This window comes from Novosphingobium aromaticivorans DSM 12444 (genome assembly GCF_000013325.1).
GTDB classification, from domain to species: domain Bacteria; phylum Pseudomonadota; class Alphaproteobacteria; order Sphingomonadales; family Sphingomonadaceae; genus Novosphingobium; species Novosphingobium aromaticivorans.
Genome location: NC_007794.1, coordinates 1,821,499 through 1,844,098, shown reverse-complemented (window position 1 = coordinate 1,844,098; position 22,600 = coordinate 1,821,499). Strand labels below are relative to the sequence as shown.

At 66.7% G+C, this 22,600-nt stretch carries 21 protein-coding genes; 8 read left to right on the top strand and 13 right to left on the bottom strand.

Features of this window, described 5'->3' with window-relative positions; translation table 11 throughout:
- The first annotated feature begins 41 nt into the window (after positions 1-41).
- Both SARO_RS08755 and SARO_RS08750 read left to right on the top strand, forming a co-directional pair.
- On the top strand, positions 42-896 hold the full coding sequence (locus SARO_RS08755) for a KPN_02809 family neutral zinc metallopeptidase (RefSeq protein ID WP_011445399.1): 855 nt from the start codon (positions 42-44) through the stop codon (positions 894-896).
- A gap of 60 nt (positions 897-956) precedes the next feature.
- Positions 957-1,622 carry a hypothetical protein gene (locus tag SARO_RS08750; protein WP_011445398.1) on the top strand — a complete coding sequence of 222 codons (666 nt, stop codon included), beginning with the start codon at positions 957-959 and terminating at the stop codon, positions 1,620-1,622.
- A 238-nt stretch (positions 1,623-1,860) separates the two neighbouring features.
- Here the strand turns inward: SARO_RS08750 and SARO_RS20215 are convergent, their stop codons facing one another.
- From SARO_RS20215 to sdhC, 4 genes are all read right to left on the bottom strand, one after another.
- The gene (locus SARO_RS20215) at positions 1,861-2,568 is read right to left on the bottom strand and encodes a hypothetical protein (protein ID WP_011445397.1); all 708 of its coding nucleotides are present in this window, start codon (positions 2,566-2,568) and stop codon (positions 1,861-1,863) included.
- Positions 2,569-2,705: 137 nt separating this feature from the next.
- The gene (gene sdhA, locus SARO_RS08740) at positions 2,706-4,520 is read right to left on the bottom strand and encodes a succinate dehydrogenase flavoprotein subunit (RefSeq protein WP_011445396.1); all 1,815 of its coding nucleotides are present in this window, start codon (positions 4,518-4,520) and stop codon (positions 2,706-2,708) included.
- Between the two features lie 3 nt (positions 4,521-4,523).
- A complete protein-coding gene (gene sdhD, locus SARO_RS08735; RefSeq protein ID WP_011445395.1) occupies positions 4,524-4,907 on the bottom strand; it encodes a succinate dehydrogenase, hydrophobic membrane anchor protein in 384 nt (127 codons plus the stop codon).
- A gap of 38 nt (positions 4,908-4,945) precedes the next feature.
- Positions 4,946-5,371 (bottom strand): succinate dehydrogenase, cytochrome b556 subunit, encoded by a 426-nt coding sequence (gene sdhC / locus SARO_RS08730; RefSeq protein ID WP_011445394.1) that lies wholly within the window; start codon positions 5,369-5,371, stop codon positions 4,946-4,948.
- Between the two features lie 154 nt (positions 5,372-5,525).
- On the opposite strand from sdhC, the gene bla reads away from it, so the two are divergent.
- The 3 genes from bla to SARO_RS08715 all read left to right on the top strand — a co-directional run bounded on the left by bla (position 5,526) and on the right by SARO_RS08715 (position 8,368).
- Positions 5,526-6,395: a subclass B3 metallo-beta-lactamase gene (gene bla, locus SARO_RS08725; RefSeq protein WP_011445393.1), complete on the top strand. Its 870-nt coding sequence runs from the start codon at positions 5,526-5,528 to the stop codon at positions 6,393-6,395.
- Positions 6,392-7,348 (top strand): 50S ribosomal protein L11 methyltransferase, encoded by a 957-nt coding sequence (locus tag SARO_RS08720; protein ID WP_011445392.1) that lies wholly within the window; start codon positions 6,392-6,394, stop codon positions 7,346-7,348. Before bla ends, SARO_RS08720 begins: the two co-directional genes overlap by 4 nt.
- A gap of 222 nt (positions 7,349-7,570) precedes the next feature.
- Complete coding sequence (locus SARO_RS08715) at positions 7,571-8,368, top strand: enoyl-CoA hydratase/isomerase family protein (RefSeq protein ID WP_011445391.1); 798 nt, start codon at positions 7,571-7,573, stop codon at positions 8,366-8,368.
- Here SARO_RS08715 and SARO_RS08710 read toward each other — a convergent pair.
- From SARO_RS08710 to recN, 5 genes are read right to left on the bottom strand one after another with little or no spacing between them, the layout of a single operon-like run.
- On the bottom strand, positions 8,353-8,856 hold the full coding sequence (locus SARO_RS08710; RefSeq protein WP_011445390.1) for a CinA family protein: 504 nt from the start codon (positions 8,854-8,856) through the stop codon (positions 8,353-8,355). The two genes, SARO_RS08715 and SARO_RS08710, sit on opposite strands and share 16 nt — an antisense overlap.
- Positions 8,857-8,863: 7 nt before the next feature.
- Entirely contained in the window at positions 8,864-9,490 is a 627-nt protein-coding gene (locus SARO_RS08705) for a LysE family translocator (protein WP_011445389.1), read from the bottom strand.
- Positions 9,491-9,495: 5 nt separating this feature from the next.
- On the bottom strand, positions 9,496-11,661 hold the full coding sequence (ligA, locus tag SARO_RS08700) for an NAD-dependent DNA ligase LigA (RefSeq protein ID WP_011445388.1): 2,166 nt from the start codon (positions 11,659-11,661) through the stop codon (positions 9,496-9,498).
- Positions 11,658-12,341 (bottom strand): GNAT family N-acetyltransferase, encoded by a 684-nt coding sequence (locus tag SARO_RS08695; protein WP_011445387.1) that lies wholly within the window; start codon positions 12,339-12,341, stop codon positions 11,658-11,660. Before SARO_RS08695 ends, ligA begins: the two co-directional genes overlap by 4 nt.
- A 15-nt stretch (positions 12,342-12,356) precedes the next feature.
- Positions 12,357-14,021 (bottom strand): DNA repair protein RecN, encoded by a 1,665-nt coding sequence (gene recN / locus SARO_RS08690; RefSeq protein ID WP_011445386.1) that lies wholly within the window; start codon positions 14,019-14,021, stop codon positions 12,357-12,359.
- A 133-nt stretch (positions 14,022-14,154) separates the two neighbouring features.
- Here recN and SARO_RS08685 point away from each other — a divergent pair, with 133 nt between their 5' ends.
- From SARO_RS08685 to SARO_RS08675, 3 genes are all read left to right on the top strand, one after another.
- Complete coding sequence (locus SARO_RS08685; RefSeq protein WP_011445385.1) at positions 14,155-15,066, top strand: UDP-2,3-diacylglucosamine diphosphatase; 912 nt, start codon at positions 14,155-14,157, stop codon at positions 15,064-15,066.
- On the top strand, positions 15,063-16,127 hold the full coding sequence (locus SARO_RS08680) for a glycosyltransferase family 4 protein (protein WP_011445384.1): 1,065 nt from the start codon (positions 15,063-15,065) through the stop codon (positions 16,125-16,127). Before SARO_RS08685 ends, SARO_RS08680 begins: the two co-directional genes overlap by 4 nt.
- A 108-nt stretch (positions 16,128-16,235) precedes the next feature.
- Positions 16,236-17,189 carry a DUF481 domain-containing protein gene (locus SARO_RS08675; RefSeq protein ID WP_011445383.1) on the top strand — a complete coding sequence of 318 codons (954 nt, stop codon included), beginning with the start codon at positions 16,236-16,238 and terminating at the stop codon, positions 17,187-17,189.
- Positions 17,190-17,237: 48 nt separating this feature from the next.
- On the opposite strand, the gene SARO_RS08670 is transcribed toward SARO_RS08675, so the two are convergent.
- The 4 genes from SARO_RS08670 to SARO_RS08655 form a co-directional block, all read right to left on the bottom strand.
- Positions 17,238-18,044 carry an outer membrane protein assembly factor BamD gene (locus tag SARO_RS08670; RefSeq protein ID WP_011445382.1) on the bottom strand — a complete coding sequence of 269 codons (807 nt, stop codon included), beginning with the start codon at positions 18,042-18,044 and terminating at the stop codon, positions 17,238-17,240.
- Positions 18,045-18,154: 110 nt separating this feature from the next.
- Complete coding sequence (locus SARO_RS08665) at positions 18,155-18,589, bottom strand: RrF2 family transcriptional regulator (protein ID WP_011445381.1); 435 nt, start codon at positions 18,587-18,589, stop codon at positions 18,155-18,157.
- Positions 18,590-18,688: 99 nt separating this feature from the next.
- Positions 18,689-20,182 carry a carboxylesterase/lipase family protein gene (locus SARO_RS08660; RefSeq protein ID WP_011445380.1) on the bottom strand — a complete coding sequence of 498 codons (1,494 nt, stop codon included), beginning with the start codon at positions 20,180-20,182 and terminating at the stop codon, positions 18,689-18,691.
- Positions 20,183-20,184: 2 nt separating this feature from the next.
- Positions 20,185-22,398: a beta-glucosidase gene (locus tag SARO_RS08655; RefSeq protein ID WP_011445379.1), complete on the bottom strand. Its 2,214-nt coding sequence runs from the start codon at positions 22,396-22,398 to the stop codon at positions 20,185-20,187.
- Between the last annotated feature and the right edge of the window lie 202 nt (positions 22,399-22,600).

Genomic DNA, 22,600 nt, shown 5'->3' with positions numbered 1-22,600 from the left:
TCGCGCTTGTCCAGTCGCAAATAGGTATGAAGGGGCATGCAATGCGTCTCGACGATTTCGACAATTCCATCAATGTCGAAGACCAGCGCGGAGGGCGCTTTCCACTCGGCGGAGGGGGCAAGCTCGGCTGCGGCTCGATTGTCATCGCGCTGATCGCCGCGCTCGTTTTCGGTGTGGACCCGGCGCAGATGCTCGGCTCCCTCCAGCAAGTCCAGACGAGCGCGCCGGTGGAGCAGCAGGGCGGCACCTCCGCTTCCGAAAGCTGCACCGTCAACGAATTCAGCCGCGAGAGCTGCAACGCCCTGTCCTCGCTCAACAAGACCTGGGGACCGCTGTTCCAGCAGGCCAACATCCCGTTCAACGCACCCAAGCTGGTGTTCTATTCGCAGGCTGGCCAATCCGGCTGCGGCGCGGCGCAGAGCGCGATGGGGCCGTTCTATTGCCCGAGCGACGCGGGCATCTACATCGACACCGACTTCTATACGGAAATGGACCGCCAGATGGGCGCGGGCGGCGATTTCGCGCGCGTCTATGTGATGGCGCACGAATATGGCCACCACATCCAGAACCTGCTCGGCACCTCGGACAAGGTCCGCCAGCTCCAGCAGCGCAGCCCCAGCCAGGCCAACCAGCTCTCCGTCCGGCTCGAACTCCAGGCAGATTGCTACGCGGGCGTCTGGGCAGGCCGCAACCGCGACAGGATCGAGGCGGGCGATATCGAGGAAGGCATGCGCGCCGCGCACCAGATCGGTGACGACACACTGATGAAGGCGGCAGGCCGCCGCCCGGTAGAGGAAGCCTTCACCCATGGCAGTTCCGCCCAGCGAATGCAGTGGCTGCGCAAGGGCCTCGAAACAGGCGACGAGGATCAGTGCGATACGTTCACTGATCTTTAATGCGACTTCAAGGAACCCGATCGAGCCTTCCAGCGTAACCGGAAGACAGGGGATTTACTGATGCTGTCCAAGGCTCTTCGGTTCGCAACAACGATAATACTGCCTTGCACGCCAGTCGTTGCCCTTCCCGCCGCCGCACAGACCGCGGTATCGCAGGAAGAGGTAACGGCCGGTGATGTGGTCACCAAGCCGCTCAGCGACCTCAATATCAAGAAGGACGAGATCCCCGAGGTCCTCGCTTCTGCCCGCCAGAAGCCTTACGACCTCACCGGCATGAAACGCTGCCCCGCGATCGAGGCCGCCATCGGCAACCTCGACGCGGTCCTCGGCGACGACATCGACGTCGCGCGCGACGACGAGCGATCGACAGTCAGCATGGGCAACATCGCCAAGTCGCTGGTCGGCTCGCTCATCCCCTTCGGCGGCGTGATCCGCGAGATCAGCGGCGCCGCTGCCCAGCAGCGCAAATGGAACGAGGCGATCTACGCCGGTTCGGTCCGCCGCGCCTACCTCAAGGGCATCGGCGAACAGCGCGGCTGCAAGTACCCCGCCCGCGCCGCCACCCCCAGGGACGCCGCCGCACTGTGGGCAGCCCGCGATGCCGCCAAGGCCGCCGAAAAGAACGGCAAGGACGGCAAGTCCTCCGAAAAGGAGGAAAAGCCGGCCAAGGACGCCCCGACGAAGTTCGAAAGCAAGCCGGTAGTCCAGACCGTACCGAAGAAATGAGGCAACGCCTCCGTCCGCGACAACCCGCACCAGCTGACCGTCCCCAGGCTCCCCCTCGAACATCTCCCCGGACCTGATCCAGGGTGAGGCTTCCAGCTTCCCGCTTCCCGCGCTCGCCCCGCCCCAAACCGTCGCCCCGGACTTGATCCGGGGTGAGGCTGACTTCCTGGTTCCCGCCCCAGCCCTCTGCGGTACCGGAACCCCGGCCAAGACCCAGCGGAAGGCTTGCCTCCGCCCGTCAGCCCTTGGCCTTCAACTTCGCAATCTCGGCATCAAGTTCGTCCAGAACCTGCTTGCGGATCGAATCTGAAAGCGACTTGTCGCGCGCAATCCGCTCACGCGCCTCGCGGACGCCTTCCAGCGCCTCGGCCATCGCGTGCTTCTCGATCTCGCCCGGCGTGCCGCAAGTGCGGATGCGCACCCGCGTGACCTTGCCGTCCTTCTCTTCGGAAGCATCGACGTCGGACGCGATCGCCTTGCCCTTGCAGTGATCGCCGGTCTCGGAAACGATGTCAGTCACGCCTTGCGTGTTGCCGTCGATCACGATCACCCGCTGCTGGACACGATGGCCGTCCTTGCCAGCCATCGGCGGCACCGGAGGAACAGGCGGGATGCCGGCCTCCACCTGCGCGATCCGCGCCTCGACCTCGGCGTCGGTCAGCGGCCTGTCGGTCTTGAACACGAAGGTCTTGCCATCGCGCGTAACCGTCCGGACATGTTCCGCGCCATCCTTGTCGCCTTGCCGTTCCACGATGACCACCTGGCTGCCCATCTCTGGGATCGCCGGCGGTGCGGGCGGTGCCGGAGGTGAAGGCGGGGCGGGAGGCGCAGGCGGCGCAGGCGGCGGCGTATCGGCGGTTCCCTGCGCGGCGGAAGCCGCTGCGGCCAAGGCAAGCGCCGCCGAGGCAAACAGGGCGAAGCGTGCGGTGCGTTTCGTGTCGATCATCAATCAGGCTCCCCGAACGGGCCACGCACAGGCTGGCAGCGGCCCAAATGCATTGCGCCGGGGTATTCCTACCCCGGCGCAAGCTCATTCGGTGTTCGACAAACGACCGACCGCGATGGATCGGCGTTCAGGCCGGATCAGTACACGCGCTTCTTCGGCTTGATGTACTCGACGTCGTCGGTCAGCGTGTATTCGTGGACCGGGCGATAGTCGATGCGGACTTCGCCACCCTTGCCGCCCCATCCGTTGAACCAGGTGGCGGTGTGCTTCATCCACTCGGCGTCGTTGCGATCGGGGAAATCCTCGTGCGCGTGGGCACCGCGGCTTTCCTTGCGGTTATGCGCGGAATGCATCGTCACGGTCGCCTGGCTGATCAGGTTGTCCAGTTCGAGCGTTTCGACAAGGTCCGAGTTCCAGATCAGCGAACGGTCGGACACGTGGATGTCTTCCATGCGCTTGTAGGTATCGGCCAGCTTGACCTTGCCTTCCGCCATCAGTTCGTCGGTGCGGAACACCGCCGCGTGGGCCGACATCGTGCGCTGCATTTCGATGCGCACTTCGGCGGTGGGCGAACCGCCCTTGGCATGGCGGAAGTGATCGAGGCGGGTCAGCGCGAGGTCGGCGCTGTCCTTGGGCAGCGAGTTGTGCGCGGTGCCCGGCTTGATCAGTTCCTTGAGGCGCAGGCCCGTGGCACGGCCGAACACGACAAGGTCGATCAGCGAGTTCGAGCCAAGGCGGTTCGCGCCGTGGACCGAAACGCAGGCCGCTTCGCCTACCGCGAACAGACCCGGGACGATCGTCTCGGGGTTGCCGTCGGCGCCGATGGTGACGACTTCGCCGTGATAGTTCGTCGGGATGCCGCCCATGTTGTAGTGCACGGTCGGCACGACCGGCAGCGGCTGGCGGGTAAGATCGACACCCGCGAAGATCTTGCCGCTTTCGGTGATGCCGGGCAGACGCTCTGCCAGCACCTTCTGGTCGATGTGGTCGAGGTGCAGGTAGATGTGGTCCTTGTGCGGACCGACGCCGCGACCCTCGCGGATTTCCATCGCCATCGAACGCGACACGACGTCGCGCGACGCAAGGTCCTTGGCCGACGGGGCATAGCGCTCCATGAAACGCTCGCCCTCGGAGTTCGTCAGGTAGCCGCCCTCACCACGCGCGCCTTCGGTGATGAGCACGCCCGCGCCGTAGATGCCGGTCGGGTGGAACTGCACGAATTCCATGTCCTGCAGCGGCAGGCCCGCGCGCAGCACCATGCCGCCGCCGTCGCCGGTGCAGGTATGGGCCGACGTCGCGGTGAAGTACGAACGGCCATAGCCGCCGGTCGCCAGCACGACCGCATGGCTGCGGAAGCGGTGGATCGAGCCGTCGTCCATGCACAGCGCGATCACGCCGCGGCATTCACCGTTCTCCATGATCAGGTCGATCGCGAAGTATTCGATGAAGAAGTCGGCGTCGTACTTCAGGCTCTGCTGGTACAGCGCGTGAAGCATGGCGTGGCCGGTACGGTCGGCGGCGGCGCAGGTGCGCTGAACCGGCGGGCCTTCACCCATGTTCTGCATGTGACCGCCGAACGGACGCTGGTAGATCGTGCCTTCGGGGTTGCGGCTGAACGGGACACCCGCGTGTTCCAGTTCGTAGACCGCGGCCGGAGCCTCGCGCACCATGTATTCGATGGCATCCTGGTCGCCCAGCCAGTCAGACCCCTTGACGGTGTCGTACATGTGCCAGGTCCAGTGGTCCGGCGAATTGTTGCCGAGGCTGGCGGCGATGCCACCCTGTGCCGCCACGGTGTGCGAACGGGTCGGGAAGACCTTGGTGATGCAGGCGGTGCGCAGGCCGGCCTGGGCCGAACCCATGGTCGCGCGCAGGCCCGAACCGCCCGCGCCCACGACGACGGTGTCGTAGGTGTGGTCGATGATCTTGTAGGCAGGCTGAGTCGAAGTCATGTCTTATGCGCCCCCGAGCGCAATGCGCAGAACCGAAAGGATGCCGAAGGCGGCTGCCACGAAGGGCACGATGTTGACCAGCAGCCAGGCCGCGATCTTGCCACCCTCTTCGTGGACGTAGTCCTCGAGCATGACCTGCACGCCCATGCGAGCGTGCGTGAAGGTGTTGATCATGATCAGGATCAGCGCGATCGACGGCACCGGCCGCGCGACCCAGCCACGCACCGTGGCATAGCTGTAGTCCGGCAGCAGCGCGAGGCTGACGACCAGGAACGTGATCAGAACAAGATTGCCGACGGCCGTGAGGCGCGCGGTGAGCCAGTGATGCGTGCCCTCGTGGCTGGAACCCAGCCCGCGAACGCGACCGATGGAGGTGCCGTTACCCATGGGTGTAAGCCTTCCTTGCTTGCGGTTCGTGCCGGCGCTCAGCGCAGCAGCACGAAAGCCCAGAATGCGATGGTGAGAAGGACCGAGATGACGATCGTCAGGCTCGACCAGCGCGCATTGGCATCCAGTTCGTAGCCGGCGCCGATGTCGAGGATCAGGTGGCGGATGCCCGAGGCGGCGTGCTGGAAGAAGGCCCAGCTAAGGCCGACGAGGACGATCTTGCCGAGGATCGCGGTAACGGCCTGGATGCCGCCGGCACTGCCGACCCAGACCCAGTCGAGGAAGGTCTGGTAGCTTTCCGGACCGCTTGCCAGCGCACCGACCCACCACAGCAGAAGCCCAAGGCCCGCGAAGGCGAGGCCATTGCCGGTGATGCGGTGCAGGATCGAGACCAGCATGGCCGGGCCCCAGCGCCAGATCTGGAGATGCGGCGAAATCGGCCGTGCTTTGCGCGCCTGCGCCATGAACAAACCCCCTTGGTGTCAGCATGGATCGCGGCTTCCCCGCGACCGGAGTGCGAGTCCTATTAGTCGAAAAGACCCGGCGCGCAAGCGTATGCGGGATGTAAAAAAGGACAGTCGGTTGCGCCGCGGCAAAGGCGTGCCTAGACGGTCCGGCATGAGCATCGTCCTTGCCTCCCTCGCCGCCGGTGCCGCCACGCTCGCGGCGCCCGCCACACCGGCCGATCCCCAGGCCGCCCGCGACCTTGTGCGCCGCTGCGAAGGCAAGGAAAGCTTCTCAGATCCGGCGCCGCCCGCGCGCATCTTCGGCAACGTCTGGTACGTGGGCACCTGCAACGTAACGGTTCTCCTCGTCACCGGGCCCGCCGGACACATCCTCGTGGATGCGGCGACCGAGGAGGCGGTGCCCTCGATCCTCGACAACATCCGCGCGGCGGGCTTCGAGCCCAAGGACGTGCGCTGGATCGTGTCGAGCCACGAACATTTCGACCATGTCGGCGGCCTTGCGGCGCTGGCCCGCGCGACCGGCGCCCGGGTGGCCGCGACGCGCGCGGCTGCCAAGGTCATCCGCAGCGGCAAGGTCAGCCCCGCCGATCCGCAGGCGCAGGAAATCCACGGCTCGCGCCCGGCGCGGGTGGACCGCCTGATCGACACCGGCGACGTGGTGCGCGCCGGCCCGCTGGCGCTGACCGCCTTTGCCACGCCCGGCCATACCGAAGGTTCGACGAGCTGGCACTGGAAGTCCTGCGATGGCGCCGACTGCCGGACCGTCACCTACGTCGACAGCGTGACCGCCCTTCCCCTCGGCACATACCGCTTCGCCGACCACCCCGAACGGGTGGCAATGTTCCGGAACACCTTCGCCCAGGTCGAGGCGCTGGAGTGCGGCATCCTGCTGACCCCGCACCCCTCGGCCAGCGCGATGTTCGAGCGGATGAGCGCAGAGCGCCGCCTCGACGAGCCCGGCGCCTGCAAGGCACTGGCCGCCGGAGCGCGCGACCGTCTTGAAAAGGCACTGGCACAATGAGCTGGAAAGTTACCGTGTTCGCGCCGCGCGACGAGGTCCAGGCGGCGCTCGTCGCGCATGAGGACGCGTGGGACTGGGACCACGACATCGTCATCGCCGGCAGCGAGATCGCGGAGGACAAGCCGGAGGACTGGCAGCTCGAGGCGTGGCTCGACCGCAAGCCGACCAAGGCCGACCGGAACGCGATCGCGGACCTGTTCGAGGGCGCACCGCCCAAACTGAACGTCGAGAAGCTGCCGGACGCCGACTGGGTCACGCTCAGCCAGCAAGGCGTCGAGCCGATCCGCGAGGGCGCCTTCCACGTCCACACACCCGAGTACCCGCCACTGGCGCAAGCCGGCGTGCGCGACTTCGTGATCCCCGCAAGCCAGGCGTTCGGCACCGGCCAGCACGCGACGACCGCGGGGTGCCTGGCGATGCTGACCCACATGAAGCGGCAGGGCATCCTGGTGCGCAACCTTGCGGACATCGGCACCGGCACAGGCCTGCTCGCCTTCGCCGGCCTGCACCTGTGGCCCTCCGCCCGCGCCATCGCCAGCGACATCGACGCGGTCTGCGGGCCGGTGGTGGCGGAGAACGCGGCCAACAACGGCATTGCACTGGGCGACGGACCGGGGCGCATGGCCATGGTCATCGCGGCCGGCATGGAGCATCCGCTGTTGCAGGCGGCCGGACCATACGACCTGCTCATCGCCAACATCCTGGCGGGGCCGCTCGTCGAACTGGCCCCCGAGTTCGCCCGCGCGGTGGTGCCGGGTGGAAGCATCCTGCTGGCCGGGCTCCTCGAGACGCAGGAGGCGGCCGTGCGCGCCGCCTACCGCAAGGCCGGCCTCAGGCTGGCGGCACGGATGGTTCGCGGCGACTGGTCGATCCTGTGGCTGCGCCGCCGGAGCGCTGGCGGCGTGCGGTCGAGCCGAGTCGGGGCCTTGCCGGAGTGGTCCAAGCGGTGGTGAACCGTTCAGGTTGCGCCCGATCGGCCTGAACAGGTTTACGGGGTTTACACAGTCCAGGAGAACTTTCGCGAGGCCCGCGACCCACGCCTTTGCGATGCGACACATGGCTGATTTCCGGACGTTCTCCATCGGGTCAGCTTGCACATTCGCACCCCTGTAGGAAAATGGTTTGAAACCGCCTCCGCCCCCGCTTAATCATTCGATTAAACCGGGAGATGCAGGATGGGATACGAGACCTTCACCGTGGAGAAGCGGGACGGCGCGGATTGGGTGACGCTAAACCGTCCCGAAGTGCTGAACGCCATCTCGCTGCAGATGGTCCGCGAACTCAACGACTACTTCGGCGGCCTTTTCCATGATCGCGACACGCGCGTGGTGGTGCTGCGCGGCGCGGGCAAGGCGTTCTGCGCGGGGCTCGACATCAAGGAGCGTGCCGAGAATCGCGACGCCATCCCGTTCGCGGGAGGCTTCAGCTTCCAGGGCTACCTCGCGGACGTCTACATCAAGATGCGGCGCTGCCCGCAGCCCATCGTCAGCCTGGTCCACGGGGCTGCCTGCGGCGGGGGCTTCAGCTTCGTCCTGGCATCGGACATCCGCATCGCGGGCGAAAGCGCGAAGATGAACGCCGCCTTCATCAAGCTTGGCCTTTCAGCGTGCGACATGGGGTGCAGCTATTTCCTGCCGCGCCTGGTCGGCACGTCGGTTGCGAGCGAACTCATGCTGACCGGGCGATTCATCCATGCCCCGCGCGCGCTGGCCACCGGGCTGGTATCGGAAGTGGTGCCGGATGCGGACCTCGACGCGACCGCGCAAGGTTATGTCGACGACCTGCTGGCGGCATCGCCCATGGGGCTGAGAATGACGAAGGAGGGCCTCAACCTCGCCATCGACGCGCCCAGCCTCGAGGCCGCGATGGCCATCGAGAACCGCAACCAGTTGATGACTTCGGCCAGCCCCAACTTCCGCGAGGGAATGCAGGCGTTCCTGGAGAAGCGGAAGCCGAACTACGTGGTGGAGTGAGTGGCCAGCGTATCGCGCAGGAGTTCCAGCGCGGCCCTGGTGAATTGCAGCATGTTGGCAAGGCGGTCATCGCTCTGTGTGACAACCTGCACCGTCGCCTCGATCCCTTCAGGCCCTGCGACGCCTATCGCGCTGGTGCCCGAGGCGACACCGAGCGGGTGGGCGCTGCCCCCCGAAGCGCCGGTTTCGGCAATGCCCCAGTCCGCGCCATAGCGCTGGCGGATCAGGCGCGCCTGCGCCAGCGCGTAAGGCTCGGTCGCCGAAGTGAAGCCGCGCAGCGAGCCGGGTTCGTGGCCCAGCACCATGCGCCGCCCCTTGAGCGTGTAGACTACCCCGCCGCCCAGATAGAACGCCGAAGCACCGGGCATGGCGAGCAGGCTGGCCGAGATCAGGCCACCGGTCGAGCCATCGACCACGGCGATGGTCTGGCGCCGTGCCTTGAGCGCGGATCCGGACTGTGCGGCGATGGCGGCAAGAATTTCGAGCATGGCCGGTTCAGCGCTGTGCGACGAGCATGCCGAGCCCGAAAGCGGCAAAGACGCCCCCGGTCACGCGGTTGAACAGCCGCTGCAGGCCGGGCCGGGTGAGCGCCCGCGCGATCGACAGCCCGCCCAGCGCATAGATGAAGAACCACGAGATTTCGGTGACGCCGAAAGTGAGCACCATGATCGCGAACTGGGGCAGTTCGGGGCGGCCGGGATCGATGAACTGCGGCAGGAAGGCAGCAGCGAACAGCAGCGCCTTCGGATTGGAAATGCCGACGCCGAAAGCGGTGTGGAAGATCTGCAGGTTGGTCAGCACCTGGCCGTTGCGCTCGGCACCCGCCTCCACCGCCGCGACCGAGCTGGTCCATGCCTTGTAGCCGAGCCAGAGCAGATAGGCAGCGCCGACAATGCGCAAGACCATGAAGGCCCCCGGCAGCGCCATCAGCAGCGCCGACAGGCCAAGCGCGGACGCGGTGAGCAGGCTGAGCACGGCGAGGAAGCACCCCGCCATCGCATAGAGCGTGCGCCCCAGCCCGAACTGCACGCTGCGCGTCATCACGTGCAGCATGTTGGGGCCGGGCGATCCCGAGATGAAGAACACGGTGACGACGAACAGCCACCAGGTATGGAATGCCACTGCGCTTACCCCGCCTGCCTGACGATTTCGGCCCATGCCGCCTCGTCGATCACATCGATGCCCAGCGCCGCCGCCTGCTTCAGCTTGGAACCTGCGCCCGGCCCCGCCACGACCAGATCGGTCTTGGCCGAAACCGAGCCCGCCGTCCGCGCGCCCAAGGCCTCGGCCTGTGCCTTGGCTTCGTCACGGCTCATGGTTTCGAGCTTGCCGGTGAACACGATGGTCTTTCCGGCCACGGCACTGTCCTTCGTTTCGACGACATAGGGCGGCGGCGAGACTTCGGAAAGCAGATCTTCCCAGACGGCGATGTTGTGGGGTTCGTGGAAGAAATCGCCTAGCGCCTCGACCACGACCGGGCCGACGCCATCGATGGACAGAAGGTCGGCCAAGGCATCGGATCGGCCCGCCTCCGCGCCGGCAGTGTCGGAATCGGGCGTAACTGTTGCCGGATCGTACGCTCCATCGGCGTTCGCCGGTTCCCCTTCCCGTGCCGCCGACGATGCTTGCCGGGCGGCTTCGCGCAGAGCGGGAAGCGTGACGAAGCGTTTCATAAGGTCCCGGGCGGTGACCGCACCGACATGCCGGATGCCAAGGCCGAACAGCAGGCGGGCGGCATCGGGCTGGCGCTTGGCCTCGATCGCGGCGAGAAGGTTGTCGACCGACTTGTCCTTCCAGCCTTCACGGCCGACGATCTCGCTGCGGCGCTTCCTGAGGCGGAAGATATCGGCGGGGCTTTCGAGCCAGCCCAGCTGGAAGAATTCGATGATTGTCTTTTCGCCCAGCCCTTCGATGTCGAGCGCGGCGCGGCTGACGAAGTGCTTGAGGCGTTCGACGCGCTGGGCCGGGCAGATCAGGCCGCCGGTGCAGCGCACGTCGACCTCGCCTTCCTCGGCAACGGCTTCGGACCCGCATTCGGGGCAATGGTCGGGAAAGTGGTAAGGGTCGCGGGGTTCTTCGCGGGTGAGGTTCTCGACAACCTGCGGGATCACGTCGCCTGCCCGCTGGAGGACGATGCGGTCGCCCACGCGAAGGCCCAGACGGCCGATTTCATCGCGATTGTGCAAGGTGACGTTGGTGACGGTAACCCCGCCGACCAGTACCGGCTTGAGGCGGCCGACCGGCGTCAGCTTTCCGGTGCGGCCGACCTGGATGTCGATGGCATCGAGCGTGGTTTCGGCACGTTCCGCCGGGAACTTGTGGGCAATGCCCCAGCGCGGGGCCTTCGCGACGAAGCCGAGCCGGTCCTGCCAGTCGAGCCGGTCGACCTTGTAGACCACGCCGTCGATGTCATAGGGCAGCGAAGCGCGCTTCTCGCCAATGTCGCGATAGTGCGCGACCATTTCGGCGGCGGACGAACAGCGCACGAGCAGCGGCGAGACAGGTACGCCCCAGTCCGCAATCTTGCGCATCATCTCGAACTGGGTGGCAGCGGGGACTTCGCTCGCCGCGCCCCAGCCATGGGCGAGGAAGCGCAAAGGACGGCTTGCGGTGACGCTGGCGTCCTTCTGGCGGAGCGAACCCGCAGCGCCGTTGCGCGGGTTGGCGAAGATCTTTTCGCCCGCTTCGGCCTGGCGGGCATTGAGGGCGAGGAAATCGTCCTTCGCCATGTAGACCTCGCCGCGAATCTCGAAGACGGCGGGGATGTCGAACAGCCCGGCGGCTTTCAACTCCTGCGGGATGTCCGGGATGTGGGCGACGTTGGCGGTCACGTCCTCGCCCACCTGTCCATCGCCGCGCGTCGCGGCGCGGACCAGCCTGCCGTTCTCGTAGCGCAGCGAGCAGGACAAGCCGTCGATCTTGTCTTCGGCGGTCATCACCACTTCGGCATCTTCGGGCAGCGCCAGGAAACGGCGGACGCGCGCGACGAATTCCTCGACCTCCTCGTCGGTGAAGGCATTGTCGAGGCTCATCATGCGAACCTCGTGCTGCACCTTGCCCAGGGGCGAAGCGGCAATCTCGTGCCCGATCTGCGCGCTCGGGCTGTCGGGCCGGATCAGGTGCGGAAAGGCAGCTTCGAGTTCAGCATTGCGGCGAACAAGCGCATCGTATTCCGCATCGGTGATCTCGGGCGAATCCTCTGCATGATAGAGGCGGTTGTGCTTCGCGATCTGCCTTGCCAGGCGCATCAGCTCGTTGGCGGCTTCGGCTTCGGTGAGGGCCGATGTGGTCATGTCGATTTCCCGAGAAGCGTGGCCGTCATCGCGCGGCGGGCGCGGAAGCCGAGGGATTCGTAGAGGCGGATTGCCGAGGCGTTGCTGGCGTAACTGTGCAGGTAGGGCACCTCGCCGCGAGCAGCCATGCCGGCGATGACCTTGCGGATCAGGCGAGCGGCAAGGCCCCTGCCCCGGTACTCGGGCCAGGTGCAGACTCCGCTGACTTCGGCAAGGTTCGGCGCGGGACGCATCCGTTCCCCGGCCATCGCGGCCAGGCGACCGTCGATGCGTACCCCGTAGAACTGGCCGTAGCGCCATGTCCCGCTGGCCCAGGGGCCGGGTTCGGTCGCGAGGGCGAGCGCGGTCATCTCGGGCACGTCGGTCTCGCCCAGGGCGACGATGCCGGGATCATCGAATGACGGAACTGGCCCGTCGGCGATCATCTGCAGAAGCGGCGCGACGCGGATCACACGCGTTCCGGGCGGCGGGGCGACAGGTTCGGGTTCGACCAGCCAGATTTCGTCGGCATCGCCTTGCAGGAGCGAGGCAAGCCCGGCTTCGGCCCCGGGCGCAGCGGCCGCGAAAGGGCCATAGGCGGGATCGAGGCGCCTGAGGTTTCCGCTGGCGACATCGAGTTCGGATTGCGGGCCGCCCAGAGAATTCCAGACAGGTCGGTCGAGGGGGTGGTCTTCGGACATTACTGTGATTGCCGGTCAGGCCTGTTCGAGCAGGCGGTCTGCCTGGGCGCGGGCTTCGGCGGTAACTTCGGCACCGGAGAGCATGCGGGCGATTTCTTCCTTGCGCGCCGCCGCATCGAGCAGGCTGACCGACGTGCGGGTCACGGTGCCTTCGGAGGACTTGGCGATCATGTAGTGCCGGTCACCGCGCGCGGCGACCTGGGGACTGTGGGTGACGGCGAGAAGCTGGCCACCGGAGGCGAGCCGCGCAAGGCGTTCGCCGATGGCGCTGGCGACCGCGCCCCCGACGCCCCGGTCGATCTCGTCGAAGATGATCGTCGCGGCCCCGCCTTCTTCGGCCAGCGCGACCTTGAGCGCGAGGATGAAGCGCGAAAGCTCGCCGCCCGACGCGATCTTGCCGAGCGGCGCGAAATCGGCGCCGGGGTTGGTCGATATCAGGAATTCGACCGCGTCCATGCCGCCCGCGCCCCAGCGGTCTTCCGGCAGACGCAGGACGGCGGTGTGGAACCTCGCCGCGTCGAGCCTGAGCGGGGCCAGTTCGGCGGCCACGGCCTTGTCGAGGCGGCGCGCGGCTTCGGCACGCTGGACCGAGAGCGTCTCGGCCTTGGCCTGGTAATCGAGCGCGGCTTCGCGGGCGGCGCGTTCGAGGTCCGCGATCTGCGCCTCGCCGCCTTCGATGGCATCGAGCGCCAGGCGCATCTCGTGCATCCGGTGGGGCAGATCATCAACCGCGCAGGCGTGTTTGCGGGCGACGGCGCGCAGGTCGAACAGGCGGGTTTCGATACGGTCGAGCAGCGCCGGATCGTGGGCCAGTGCCTCGGCCGCGCTGGCGAGCTTGTCCTCGGCCTCGCCCGCCTCGATCACCGCGCGGTCGAGCGCTTCGAGGGCTTCTGCCAGCATCGGGTGTTCCGATGCGATGCGATCGAGCCGGCGCGCGGCGCTGCGCAGGATGGCCAGCGCGGAGTCGGACCCTTCCCACAGGCGCTGGAGTTCGGCGAGATCGCCCGAGAGGCGTTCGCCCTTCTGCATGTCGGCGCGCTGGCCGGCCAGTTCCTCTTCCTCGCCGATGACCGGAGCAAGCGCGGTGAGTTCGGCGAGATGGGCGAGGAGTAGATCCTGTTCCTCGGCCGCGCGGGCGACCTGGGCGCGGGCGGCGGCCAGCGCTTCCTCGGCCTTGCGCCACTTGCCCCACGCCGCCTCGACACCGGCGACATCCGCCCCGGCATAGCGATCGAGCAGGGCCCGGTGGCCGCGCGCGTTGACGAGGCCGCGATCGTCGTGCTGGCCGTGGAGTTCGACCAGGCTGCGGGCCAGTTCGCGCAGGAGGGCGACGCCAACGGGCTGGTCGTTGATGAAGGCGCGGGAGCCGCCATCGGCCTTGAGGCGGCGCTTGACGATCAGAGGTTCGCCCGGTTCGACGTCGATCTCTGCCTCGGCCAGGGCCTGGCGGATGGCATCGGGCAGGCGGTCGAACTCGAAAGTGGCGGTGACGCTGGCCTGGTCCTCTCCGGCACGAACGAGGCCGCTATCGGCGCGGTCGCCCAGAACGAGGCCGAGAGCGTCGAGCAGGATCGACTTGCCGGCGCCGGTTTCGCCGGTGAGCACGCCGAGCCCACCGCCGAACGACAGGTCGAGCGCTTCGATGAGCACGACATTGCGGATCGACAGGCTGGTCAGCATCGCCCGATTCTCTAGCGCCTTGCGCGCGCCGCGTCACCTGCGTTCCCCACCTGTTTCATCCAGGTGACACCCTGCCACAAGAGCGCAACGCGAATCCGGCACAAGGCAGGCTACTGGAGAAAGGAGCCCGCACATGCCCCTGCGCTCGCTCGAGAACGGTTCGGTGCCGTTCAAGTCATCCTCGGAACTGTTCGCATCCATTCCCGCCTGGCTCGACATGCCCGAGCCGCGAGGCTTCCGGCCCAAGCGCAAGCTGCGCACGGTCTGGATCTCGGACGTCCACCTGGGCACGCGCGGCTGCAACGCGGCGATGCTGCTCGATTTTCTCGCCTCGATCGAATGCGAGACGCTGTACCTCGTGGGCGACATCGTAGACGGCTGGCGGCTGCGCAAGGGCTGGTACTGGCCGGACGCGCACAACGAGGTTGTCCGCCGCATCCTCAAGATGGCGCACCGGGGCACGCGCGTGATCCTGATCGCCGGCAACCACGACGAAATGCTGCGCCCATATGCGGGGATGAGCTTCGGCGGGGTCGAGCTGGAGCTGGAGGCGATCCACACGACGGCGGACGGACGGCGGCTGCTCGTGACCCACGGCGACGGCTTCGACGGCGTGGTGCTCTATGCCCGCTGGCTCGCGTTCCTGGGCGACAAGGCCTATTCGCTGCTGCTGCGCGCGAACGGATGGTTCAACGTCGCGCGACGGCACCTCAAGATGCCGTACTGGTCGCTTTCGGCCTACCTCAAGAAGCGCGTAAAGAATGCGGTGCAGTTCGTCTGCGACTTCGAGGAAGCGGTGGCGCATGCCGCCCGCGACATGGGCGTGGACGGCGTGGTCTGCGGCCACATCCACTGCGCCGAGATCCGCCAGATCGGCGATGTCACCTACTACAACGACGGCGACTGGGTCGAGAGCTGCACCGCGCTGGTCGAGGACCGCGAGGGCGCGATCTCGATCCTCGACTGGGCGGAGGAAACCCGCCGTGCCGCAGCGGTCAAGGCCGCCCTGAAACCGATCCCGGCGCTTGAGGAGGAACCGGCATGAGAATCGCGATCTGCACCGACGCATGGCACCCGCAAGTGAACGGCGTGGTCCGCACGCTCGCCGCGACGGTCGAGCGGCTCACCGCGCGCGGGCACGAGGTCGAACTGATCACACCGAGCCAGTTCCGCACCCTGCCCCTGCCCGGCTACAGCGAGATCCGCCTGGCGATGGCCCCCCGCTTCGGCACGCGCCGGACGCTGGACGCCTTCGGCCCCGACGTGGTGCACATCGCCACCGAAGGCCCCATCGGATGGAGCGCGCGAAGCTGGTGCAAGGCGGCGGGCGTTCCGTTCACGACCGCCTTTCACACCCGCTTTCCAGAATATGCGGCCGTGCGCACAGGCCTGAAGCCCGAGCATTTCTGGCCGGTAATGCGCCGTTTTCACGCACCCAGCCGGGCAGTTCTCGTATCCACCCCGACCATGGCGAACGAACTGGCGAGGCAGGGCATCAGCCAGACGCGCCTGTGGACACGGGGCATCGACCGCGACCTGTTCAGGCCGGGGCACGCCGCCTTGCCGGAACTGTCCGCCTTGCCGGGTCCGGTCATGCTGAACGTCGGCCGGGTGGCCGTCGAGAAGAACCTGACGGCATTCCTCGACGCAGAAGTCGAGGGAACCAAGGTGGTCGTAGGCGACGGCCCCGACCTTGCGCGGCTGAAGGCGCGTTACCCGCATGTTCACTTCACCGGAGCGCTGCACGGCCAGGACCTGGCGCGTGCCTATTGCTCGGCGGACGTCTTCGTCTTTCCCAGCCTGACGGACACGTTCGGCCTGGTGATGATCGAGGCGATGGCCTGCGGCGTGCCGGTAGCGGCCTATCCCGTGCCGGGCCCCATCGACGTGATCGGCGCGAGCGGGCACGGGCCGGACGGGGACCTGCCGATGAAGATCGGCGCGCTGGACGAGGATCTATCGGTTGCAATCCGCAAGGCGCTTGCGTGTGACAGGTTGGGCGCGGCGGTTCATGGCGCATCCTTCAACTGGGACCGGGCCACGGACCAGTTTCTCGCTGCCGTTGGCGAGGCCGTGCAGCCGGAACGCAAGCTGGAACCGGCCTGAACGGGAAGCCGCGAAATTGCGACGGACGGAATTGGTGTTTCACTGGTGAATTCACGGCCGTTCTGGTAGGGGAGCCCCCGCGCCAGAAGTATCGGGAATGACGCCATAATGATTGCCATCATCGTCGCGGCAAGTGCGGCAGCAATCTCGCCAGCAAGTGATTCGGAACAGGCGATCCTGCCACCCGGCGTTGCGGAAGTGATCGACGTGGCGCTCGCTTCCGGCGACGCGGCAACGAAGGAAGCCGTGCTCCGCACGGTGCGCCAGGCCCATCCCCAGGCGGCAGAGGCAATCGACCGGCGGGTGGCGGCCTGGGCCGCGAGTCACGGGCAGGCTCCCGCGCTTGCAGTCGCGCCGCCCCCGGTTTCGGGTGCTAGCCCCCCGCCCCACGCGGAAAGCGCGAACCTGCATGAGACGACGCCGCTCAAATGGTCCGGAGAAGGTGAAGCGGGCGCCTTTGCCAATTCCGGCAATACCCCGGGGATCGGCATTGTCGGCGGATTCAAGTTGCTGGTGGAGGGAAGCAACTGGCGCATCGGCACCACCGCGCGAGCCGATTACCAGGAGACGGCCAATGTCGTCACGCGCGAGCAGTACCGGCTGACGGCGGAACCCAACTACAAGTTCGGGCCGCGCGGCTATCTCTATGGCCTGGGCCAGTACGAGAAGGACCGCTTTCAGGGCTTTGATGTGCGCTACAGCCTTTCCGGCGGCCTGGGCTACAGCGTGCTGGCAAGCGATAACGCGAAGTTCAACGTCAAGGCCGGTCCGGCGTGGCGGGTGACGCGATCCGTAACCGGCGAACGGGAATCGATTCTCGCGGGCCTTGCCTCGGTCGACATGAAATTCTCGATCACCCCGCGCCTGCAATACTCGCAGGACGCAAGCGCCTATGTCGATGGTTTCGGAAGCACGCTCTATACGCTGGCCGCACTGGATTCCCAGCTCATCGGCAAGCTCAAGGCGCGGCTGTCATACATGGTGCAGCACGAAACCGCACCCGAGGCCGGTCGCCAACCCACCGACACCACGAGCCGGCTGACGCTGGTCTACGGCTTCTGAGGCAAGTAGCCCCGTGGGAGCAGCCGGCGGTCAGGCCCGGCGCAGGCGTCAGCTTGCCTGGGTGCCCGGAGCGTACTTGTTCATCAGTTCGAACGAGCGTTCGTACCACTTGCTGCCCGGGTAGTTGGAACCGAGCACGGCGGCAGCCTTCTGCGCTTCGACTGGCAGGCCCAGCGAGAGATAGCTTTCGACGAGGCGGTAGAGGGCTTCGGGCGCATGGCTGGTCGTCTGGTACTTGTCGACGACGGTACGGAAGCGCAGCGAGCTGGCGAGCCACTTGCCGCTGCGCTGGTACATGCGGCCGATCTCCATTTCCTTGCCGGCAAGGTGATCGTTGATCAGGTCGATCTTGAGGCGCGCGTCGGCGGCGTAGTCCGTATTGGGGTAGCGGCGGACCAGCTCGTTCATGGCGGTCAGCGCCTGCTGGGTGATCTTCTGGTCGCGCGTGACGTCGGAGATCTGCTCGTAATAGCAGAGCGCGATCAGATAGTAGGCGTAGGGCGCGTCCTTGTTGCCGGGGTGGATCGACAGGAAGCGCTGCGCGGACTGGACCGACTTCGAATAGTCGCGCGCCACGTAGTAGCTGAACGCGCTCATCAACTGGGCGCGGCGAGCCCAGGGGGAATAGGGATGCTGGCGTTCCACCTCGTCGAACAGGGCAGCGGCCTGCTTGGAATCGCCGCGGTCCAGGCGTTCCTTGGCCGCAGTGTAGAGCGTATCGACATCGCGCGCGACGTAGGCGACGTCCTTCTTGCCCTTCCCCCCGCCAGCACAGCCGGCGGTGACGCCGATGGCGACAGTGGCTGCAGCGAGGACGGCGAGGCGCATCGAACGGCGCATGGCATGAAGCGTCATGCCGACCCTATAGCCAGCCGGTTCCTGAACGCCAAGTGAAGTTCACCGGTTTTGCGCGGACCGTGGCCGGCGCGGCCAATTTCTGGCCCGAAACGGACAGATCGGCGGTCTCAGGCTTCTGCGAAGGGCGGCTCTACCGCAATCGGATCCGCCAGGGTTATGCGATCGAGGATCGCGGCTGTCTCGTCGCGCAACTGGAGCATCAGGCCGCGCAGGCGGCAGTCGACCTCCGGTAGGCAGTTGTTGCAGTGTTCGTGCGCATTGCGGCTGGCGCAAGGCACGAGCGCGAGACTGCCGCGCGTGAGGCGAATGATATCGCCATAGCGGATGTCGACGGGCGGAAGCGCGAGTTCATACCCCCCGTCGCGACCGCGATGGGAAATGACGATGCCTTCGCGCGCCATTTCCGAAAGGATAACGGTCAGGAACTTTCGGGGAATGTTCTGCTTCTCGGCGATGGCATCGAGGCGCACGGCGCCCTGGCCCCAGGTATCGGCGAGATGTTGCAGGGCTCGGATCGTGTATCGCGTCTTTTGCGAAAGCATGGGCCAGAAATGACCACTCCGGCGCGATTGTCAACGCGTCTGGTAGAATTATGCCTATCCGGAGGCCGCGATGCCTGTCGCCGCCTCCGGATCGGTGGATCACTTGCCCTGGGTGACGAGCGCCTCGACGAAATCGAGCCGCGCGCGATACGGGTCTTCGACATGGGCCGCGCCCTTCGCGTCGATGAGCATGACGCGAGTGTCGTCGACTGTTGCCGCAGGCCAGCTTGCTCCGGGCTTGCCGGTGCGGGCGAACTCGATCCAGAGCTTGTGCGTGACCGTGGCGACGGCAGGTTCGGCGGGCACCATCTTCCACTGCGTGCGCGTGGCGACCGTGTCGAAGACGTAAGGTATCTCGCTCGCATGCGGGGCACCGCCCATCGCCGCCTGCATATCCGGATGGGCATAGGCGAAGCGATAGAGGTAGGCGGGCTGGCCGCGTGCGGCGAGTGCACGGGCGACGGCGCGCGCAGGCTCGATGAATGTGCGGTCTGCGCTGGTCATGGTGCCGACGACGAGGCCCGTGAGCTTGCCCTCGGGATCATAGAGCTTGCGCGCCTCGTCGGCCTTGTCGCCATAGGTCGCGAAGATCTTGTCCTTGTCGGTGACGAAGGGGAAGCCGTCGGCGGAATTGGCGCCGACCATGACCGGGACCCGGGCATAGAGGCCGCCCGCGATGCCATCGACGCTGGAGCCAAGGATGGTGCGGCCATCGACCATCGGACCGGAATAGTCGGGCTTGCCCATGGTCATCATCGACAGGTCGCCAGTGACCTTTTCCGCCGGAAGGGCGCGCAGGCCAGCGGCGTCGAGTCCGGGGGCGAATGCTTCGCCAGCCTTGGCAGCGACGGCGATGGTCGGCATGGGCAGCGCGCGGTCGCGGCCACCACCGCTTTCGACGATCGCCTTGTGGAACAGCCCGCGGGCAATCGGGGACTGGAGCAGCATGTGCATCGACATGCCGCCCGCGCTTTCGCCGAAGACGGTGACGTTGGCCGGATCGCCGCCGAACGCGGCGACGTTGGCCTGGACCCATTTCAGCGCCGCGATCTGGTCGAGGAAGCCGAAGTTGCCGCCGAAGCCTTCTGCCGCCAGGCCCGGGTGGGCAAAGAAGCCGAAGCGGCCGAGGCGGTAGTTCAGGCTGACGAGAACGACGCCGTCGCGCGCGAAGTTCTCGCCCGAATAGGATGCGGGCGAGGAACCTCCGTTCACGAAACCGCCGCCGTGGATCCAGACCATGACCGGCAGCTTCGCTCCCGCCTTGGCGGACGCGGGCTTCCATACGTTGAGATAGAGGCAATCCTCCGAGGGCGTCGTGGTGATCGGGGCGGCGTCTGGCGGGAACGGGGCCTGGGCGCAGTCGGAGCCATAGCGGGAAGCGTCCCGCTCACCGATCCATGTGGCGACCGGCTGCGGCGCGCGCCAGCGGTTCTCGCCCACCGGCGGCGCGGCATAGGGGATGCCCTTGAATGCGCTGACGGTTCCGGCGGTCACGCCCTTTACAGCCCCCGATCCCGTGGCGACGGTCTGTGCGCCGGCAGCGGTCGCGATCAGCGATGCGCCGAACGCGAGCACTTGCAATGTCTTGTGCATCCTCAGTCCTTCCACTTCTTTGCAGCGAGCTTGACCTTCACCGGTGCGGACAGGTTCTCCGCGTCCTTGCCGAGCGCGAAGGCATATTCCCCTCCTCCCATGACCCAGCCGCCGTTCCTGTAGTCCGCCAGGATGCGCGGATCGAAGGTGACTGTCACGGACTTCGACGCGCCGGGTGCGAGACTGACGCGCTGAAACGCGACGAGGCGCTGCCTGGCCTGGCCGTTGCGGCTGACCAGATAGACCTGCGCCACGTCGTCGCCCGCGCGCTGGCCGGTGTTCTTTACGGTGAAGCTGGCCGCGAGGCCCTTCACCTTGAGGCCGGAGCTTTCGAAGGTGGTGTAGGACAGGCCGTGGCCGAACGGGAACAGCGCCTTCTGGCCCTTTCGCGCGAACCAGCGATAGCCGACATCAGAGCCCTCGATGTCGTAGTCGGACACCAGCTTGTCGCTTCCGGAACTGGGGTTGCCCGAGAAGTCGGGCTCGACCCAGTCGCTGCCGTCGAGCCGGGGACGCGGGAGCTGGCTTTCGTCCTTCGGGAAGGTCAGCGGGAGGCGGCCGGAAGGGTTGGTATCGCCGAACAGGACCGAAGCGATGGCCGGGCCGCCGCGCGCGCCGGGATACCACGCCTCGATCACGCCGGCGACCTTGTCGAGCCACGGCATCTTGACCGGGCCGCCGGTTTCCAGGACGACGATGGTCCTGGGATTGGCGGCGGCAACGGCAGCGATCAGTTCGTCCTGCCCGTCCGGAAGCGAGAGGTCGGGCACGTCCAGGCCTTCGGTCTGCCACTGCGTGGCGAAGACGATGGCGACTTCCGATTGGCGCGCCTTCTCGACGGCATCAGCGATGTAGCGGCCATCGCGGAACGTGACCTTCGCGTCCTTCGCCAGCTCCTGGATCGCGTCCATCGGGCTGGAGCGGTGGTACTGCTGGGCAATGAAGCCCGCCCAGACGCCCTTTCCGCCCACCGGACGGACGACGGCGGGTCCGCCCTCGCCGTGTACCTGGCTCGAGCCGGCACCCGAAAGCACCGCGCCGTCGGCATAGCCGCCGATGATGGCGATGGACCTTGCCGACTTGGCGAGCGGGAGCGCGCCGTCGTTCTTCAACAGAACGATGCCCTGCTTCGCCACTTCCTCGGCCACCTGGGCATTGGCGGCGAAGTCGATCTTGCCGCCAGGCGTGGCCGGCGCCTTGTCCAGGCCCGAGGCGTAGATCGCGGTCAGGATGCGGCGGTTCATGTCATCGAGCCGCGCCTTGTACGCCGGATCGGACGCCGCCTTTTCCTTGAGCTTGTCGGCAAAGAACACGCCGGGATCGAGCTGTTCGCCCGATTGCTGGTCGAGGCCCTTGAGCGCGGCCTCGATGTTCGGGACCGCGCCCCAATCGGACATGACGAAGCCCTTGTAGCCCCAGGCCTGCTTGAGCACCTTGTTGAGCAGCCAGTCGTTGGCGCAAGCCTGCTCGCCCCAGACGCGGTTGTAGGCGCACATGACCGACCCCGGCTGGCCCTGCTCGATGCCGATCTGGAAGGCCAGCAGGTCGCTCTCGCGCGCGGCGCCTTCGTCGATTTTCACGTCGACGTACTTGCGCCCGGTTTCCTGGCCGTTGAGTGCGAAGTGCTTGATCGTGGAAATGATGTTGTTCGACTGGATGCCACGGATCGCGGCGCCGACCAGCATTCCCGACAGAAGGGGGTCTTCAGCGAGATATTCGAAGGTGCGGCCGTTGCGCGGGTCGCGCATGAGATTGACGCCGCCGGCGAGCAGCACGTTGAAGCCCTTGGCCCGCGCTTCCGAACCGATCATCGCACCGCCGCGATAGAGGAGATCCGGGTTCCACGAAGCCGCCTGCGCGACGCCCGACGGGAGCGCGGTGGCTCCGTCCTTGCGGATGCCCATGACGTAGGAGACGCCGAGGCTTGCGTCGGTTTCCTTCAGCGCAGGAATGCCGAGACGCTCGATGCCGGCGATGTAGCCCGCGCCGGGAATCGCATCGGCGGGCATTCCGGGAACGGGGCCTGCAAGCGGCAGCGGCATGATGCCGTGCGTGAGGACGACCTTTTCCTCGCCGGTCATCTGGCGGACCGTGGCGGCAGCGCGCGCGTCGGCCTTGGCAATGTCGGCGGGAGAGGCTGGCGCGGCGTGGATGGCCGTCGCGGAAAGGGCCAGAACCGATGAAGCCGATACGAGAAGGCGGCGGGAAAGAAACATCGAATGGGTGCTCCGGTATCTGCGCAAGGCGACAAGCGGAGGCCCTGATCGCAGCTGTGAAGCGATCCTCTCAGGCACGGAGCAGCATGGTGCGCCGCGATTTCCTCTTCCTGTCGACGAGTCTTGTTTTCCAACTCGTACACGATGAGTTGAAGTAGTATGGCAACGCTGTCAAGATTGCGCTGTCAGCATGATATCGACA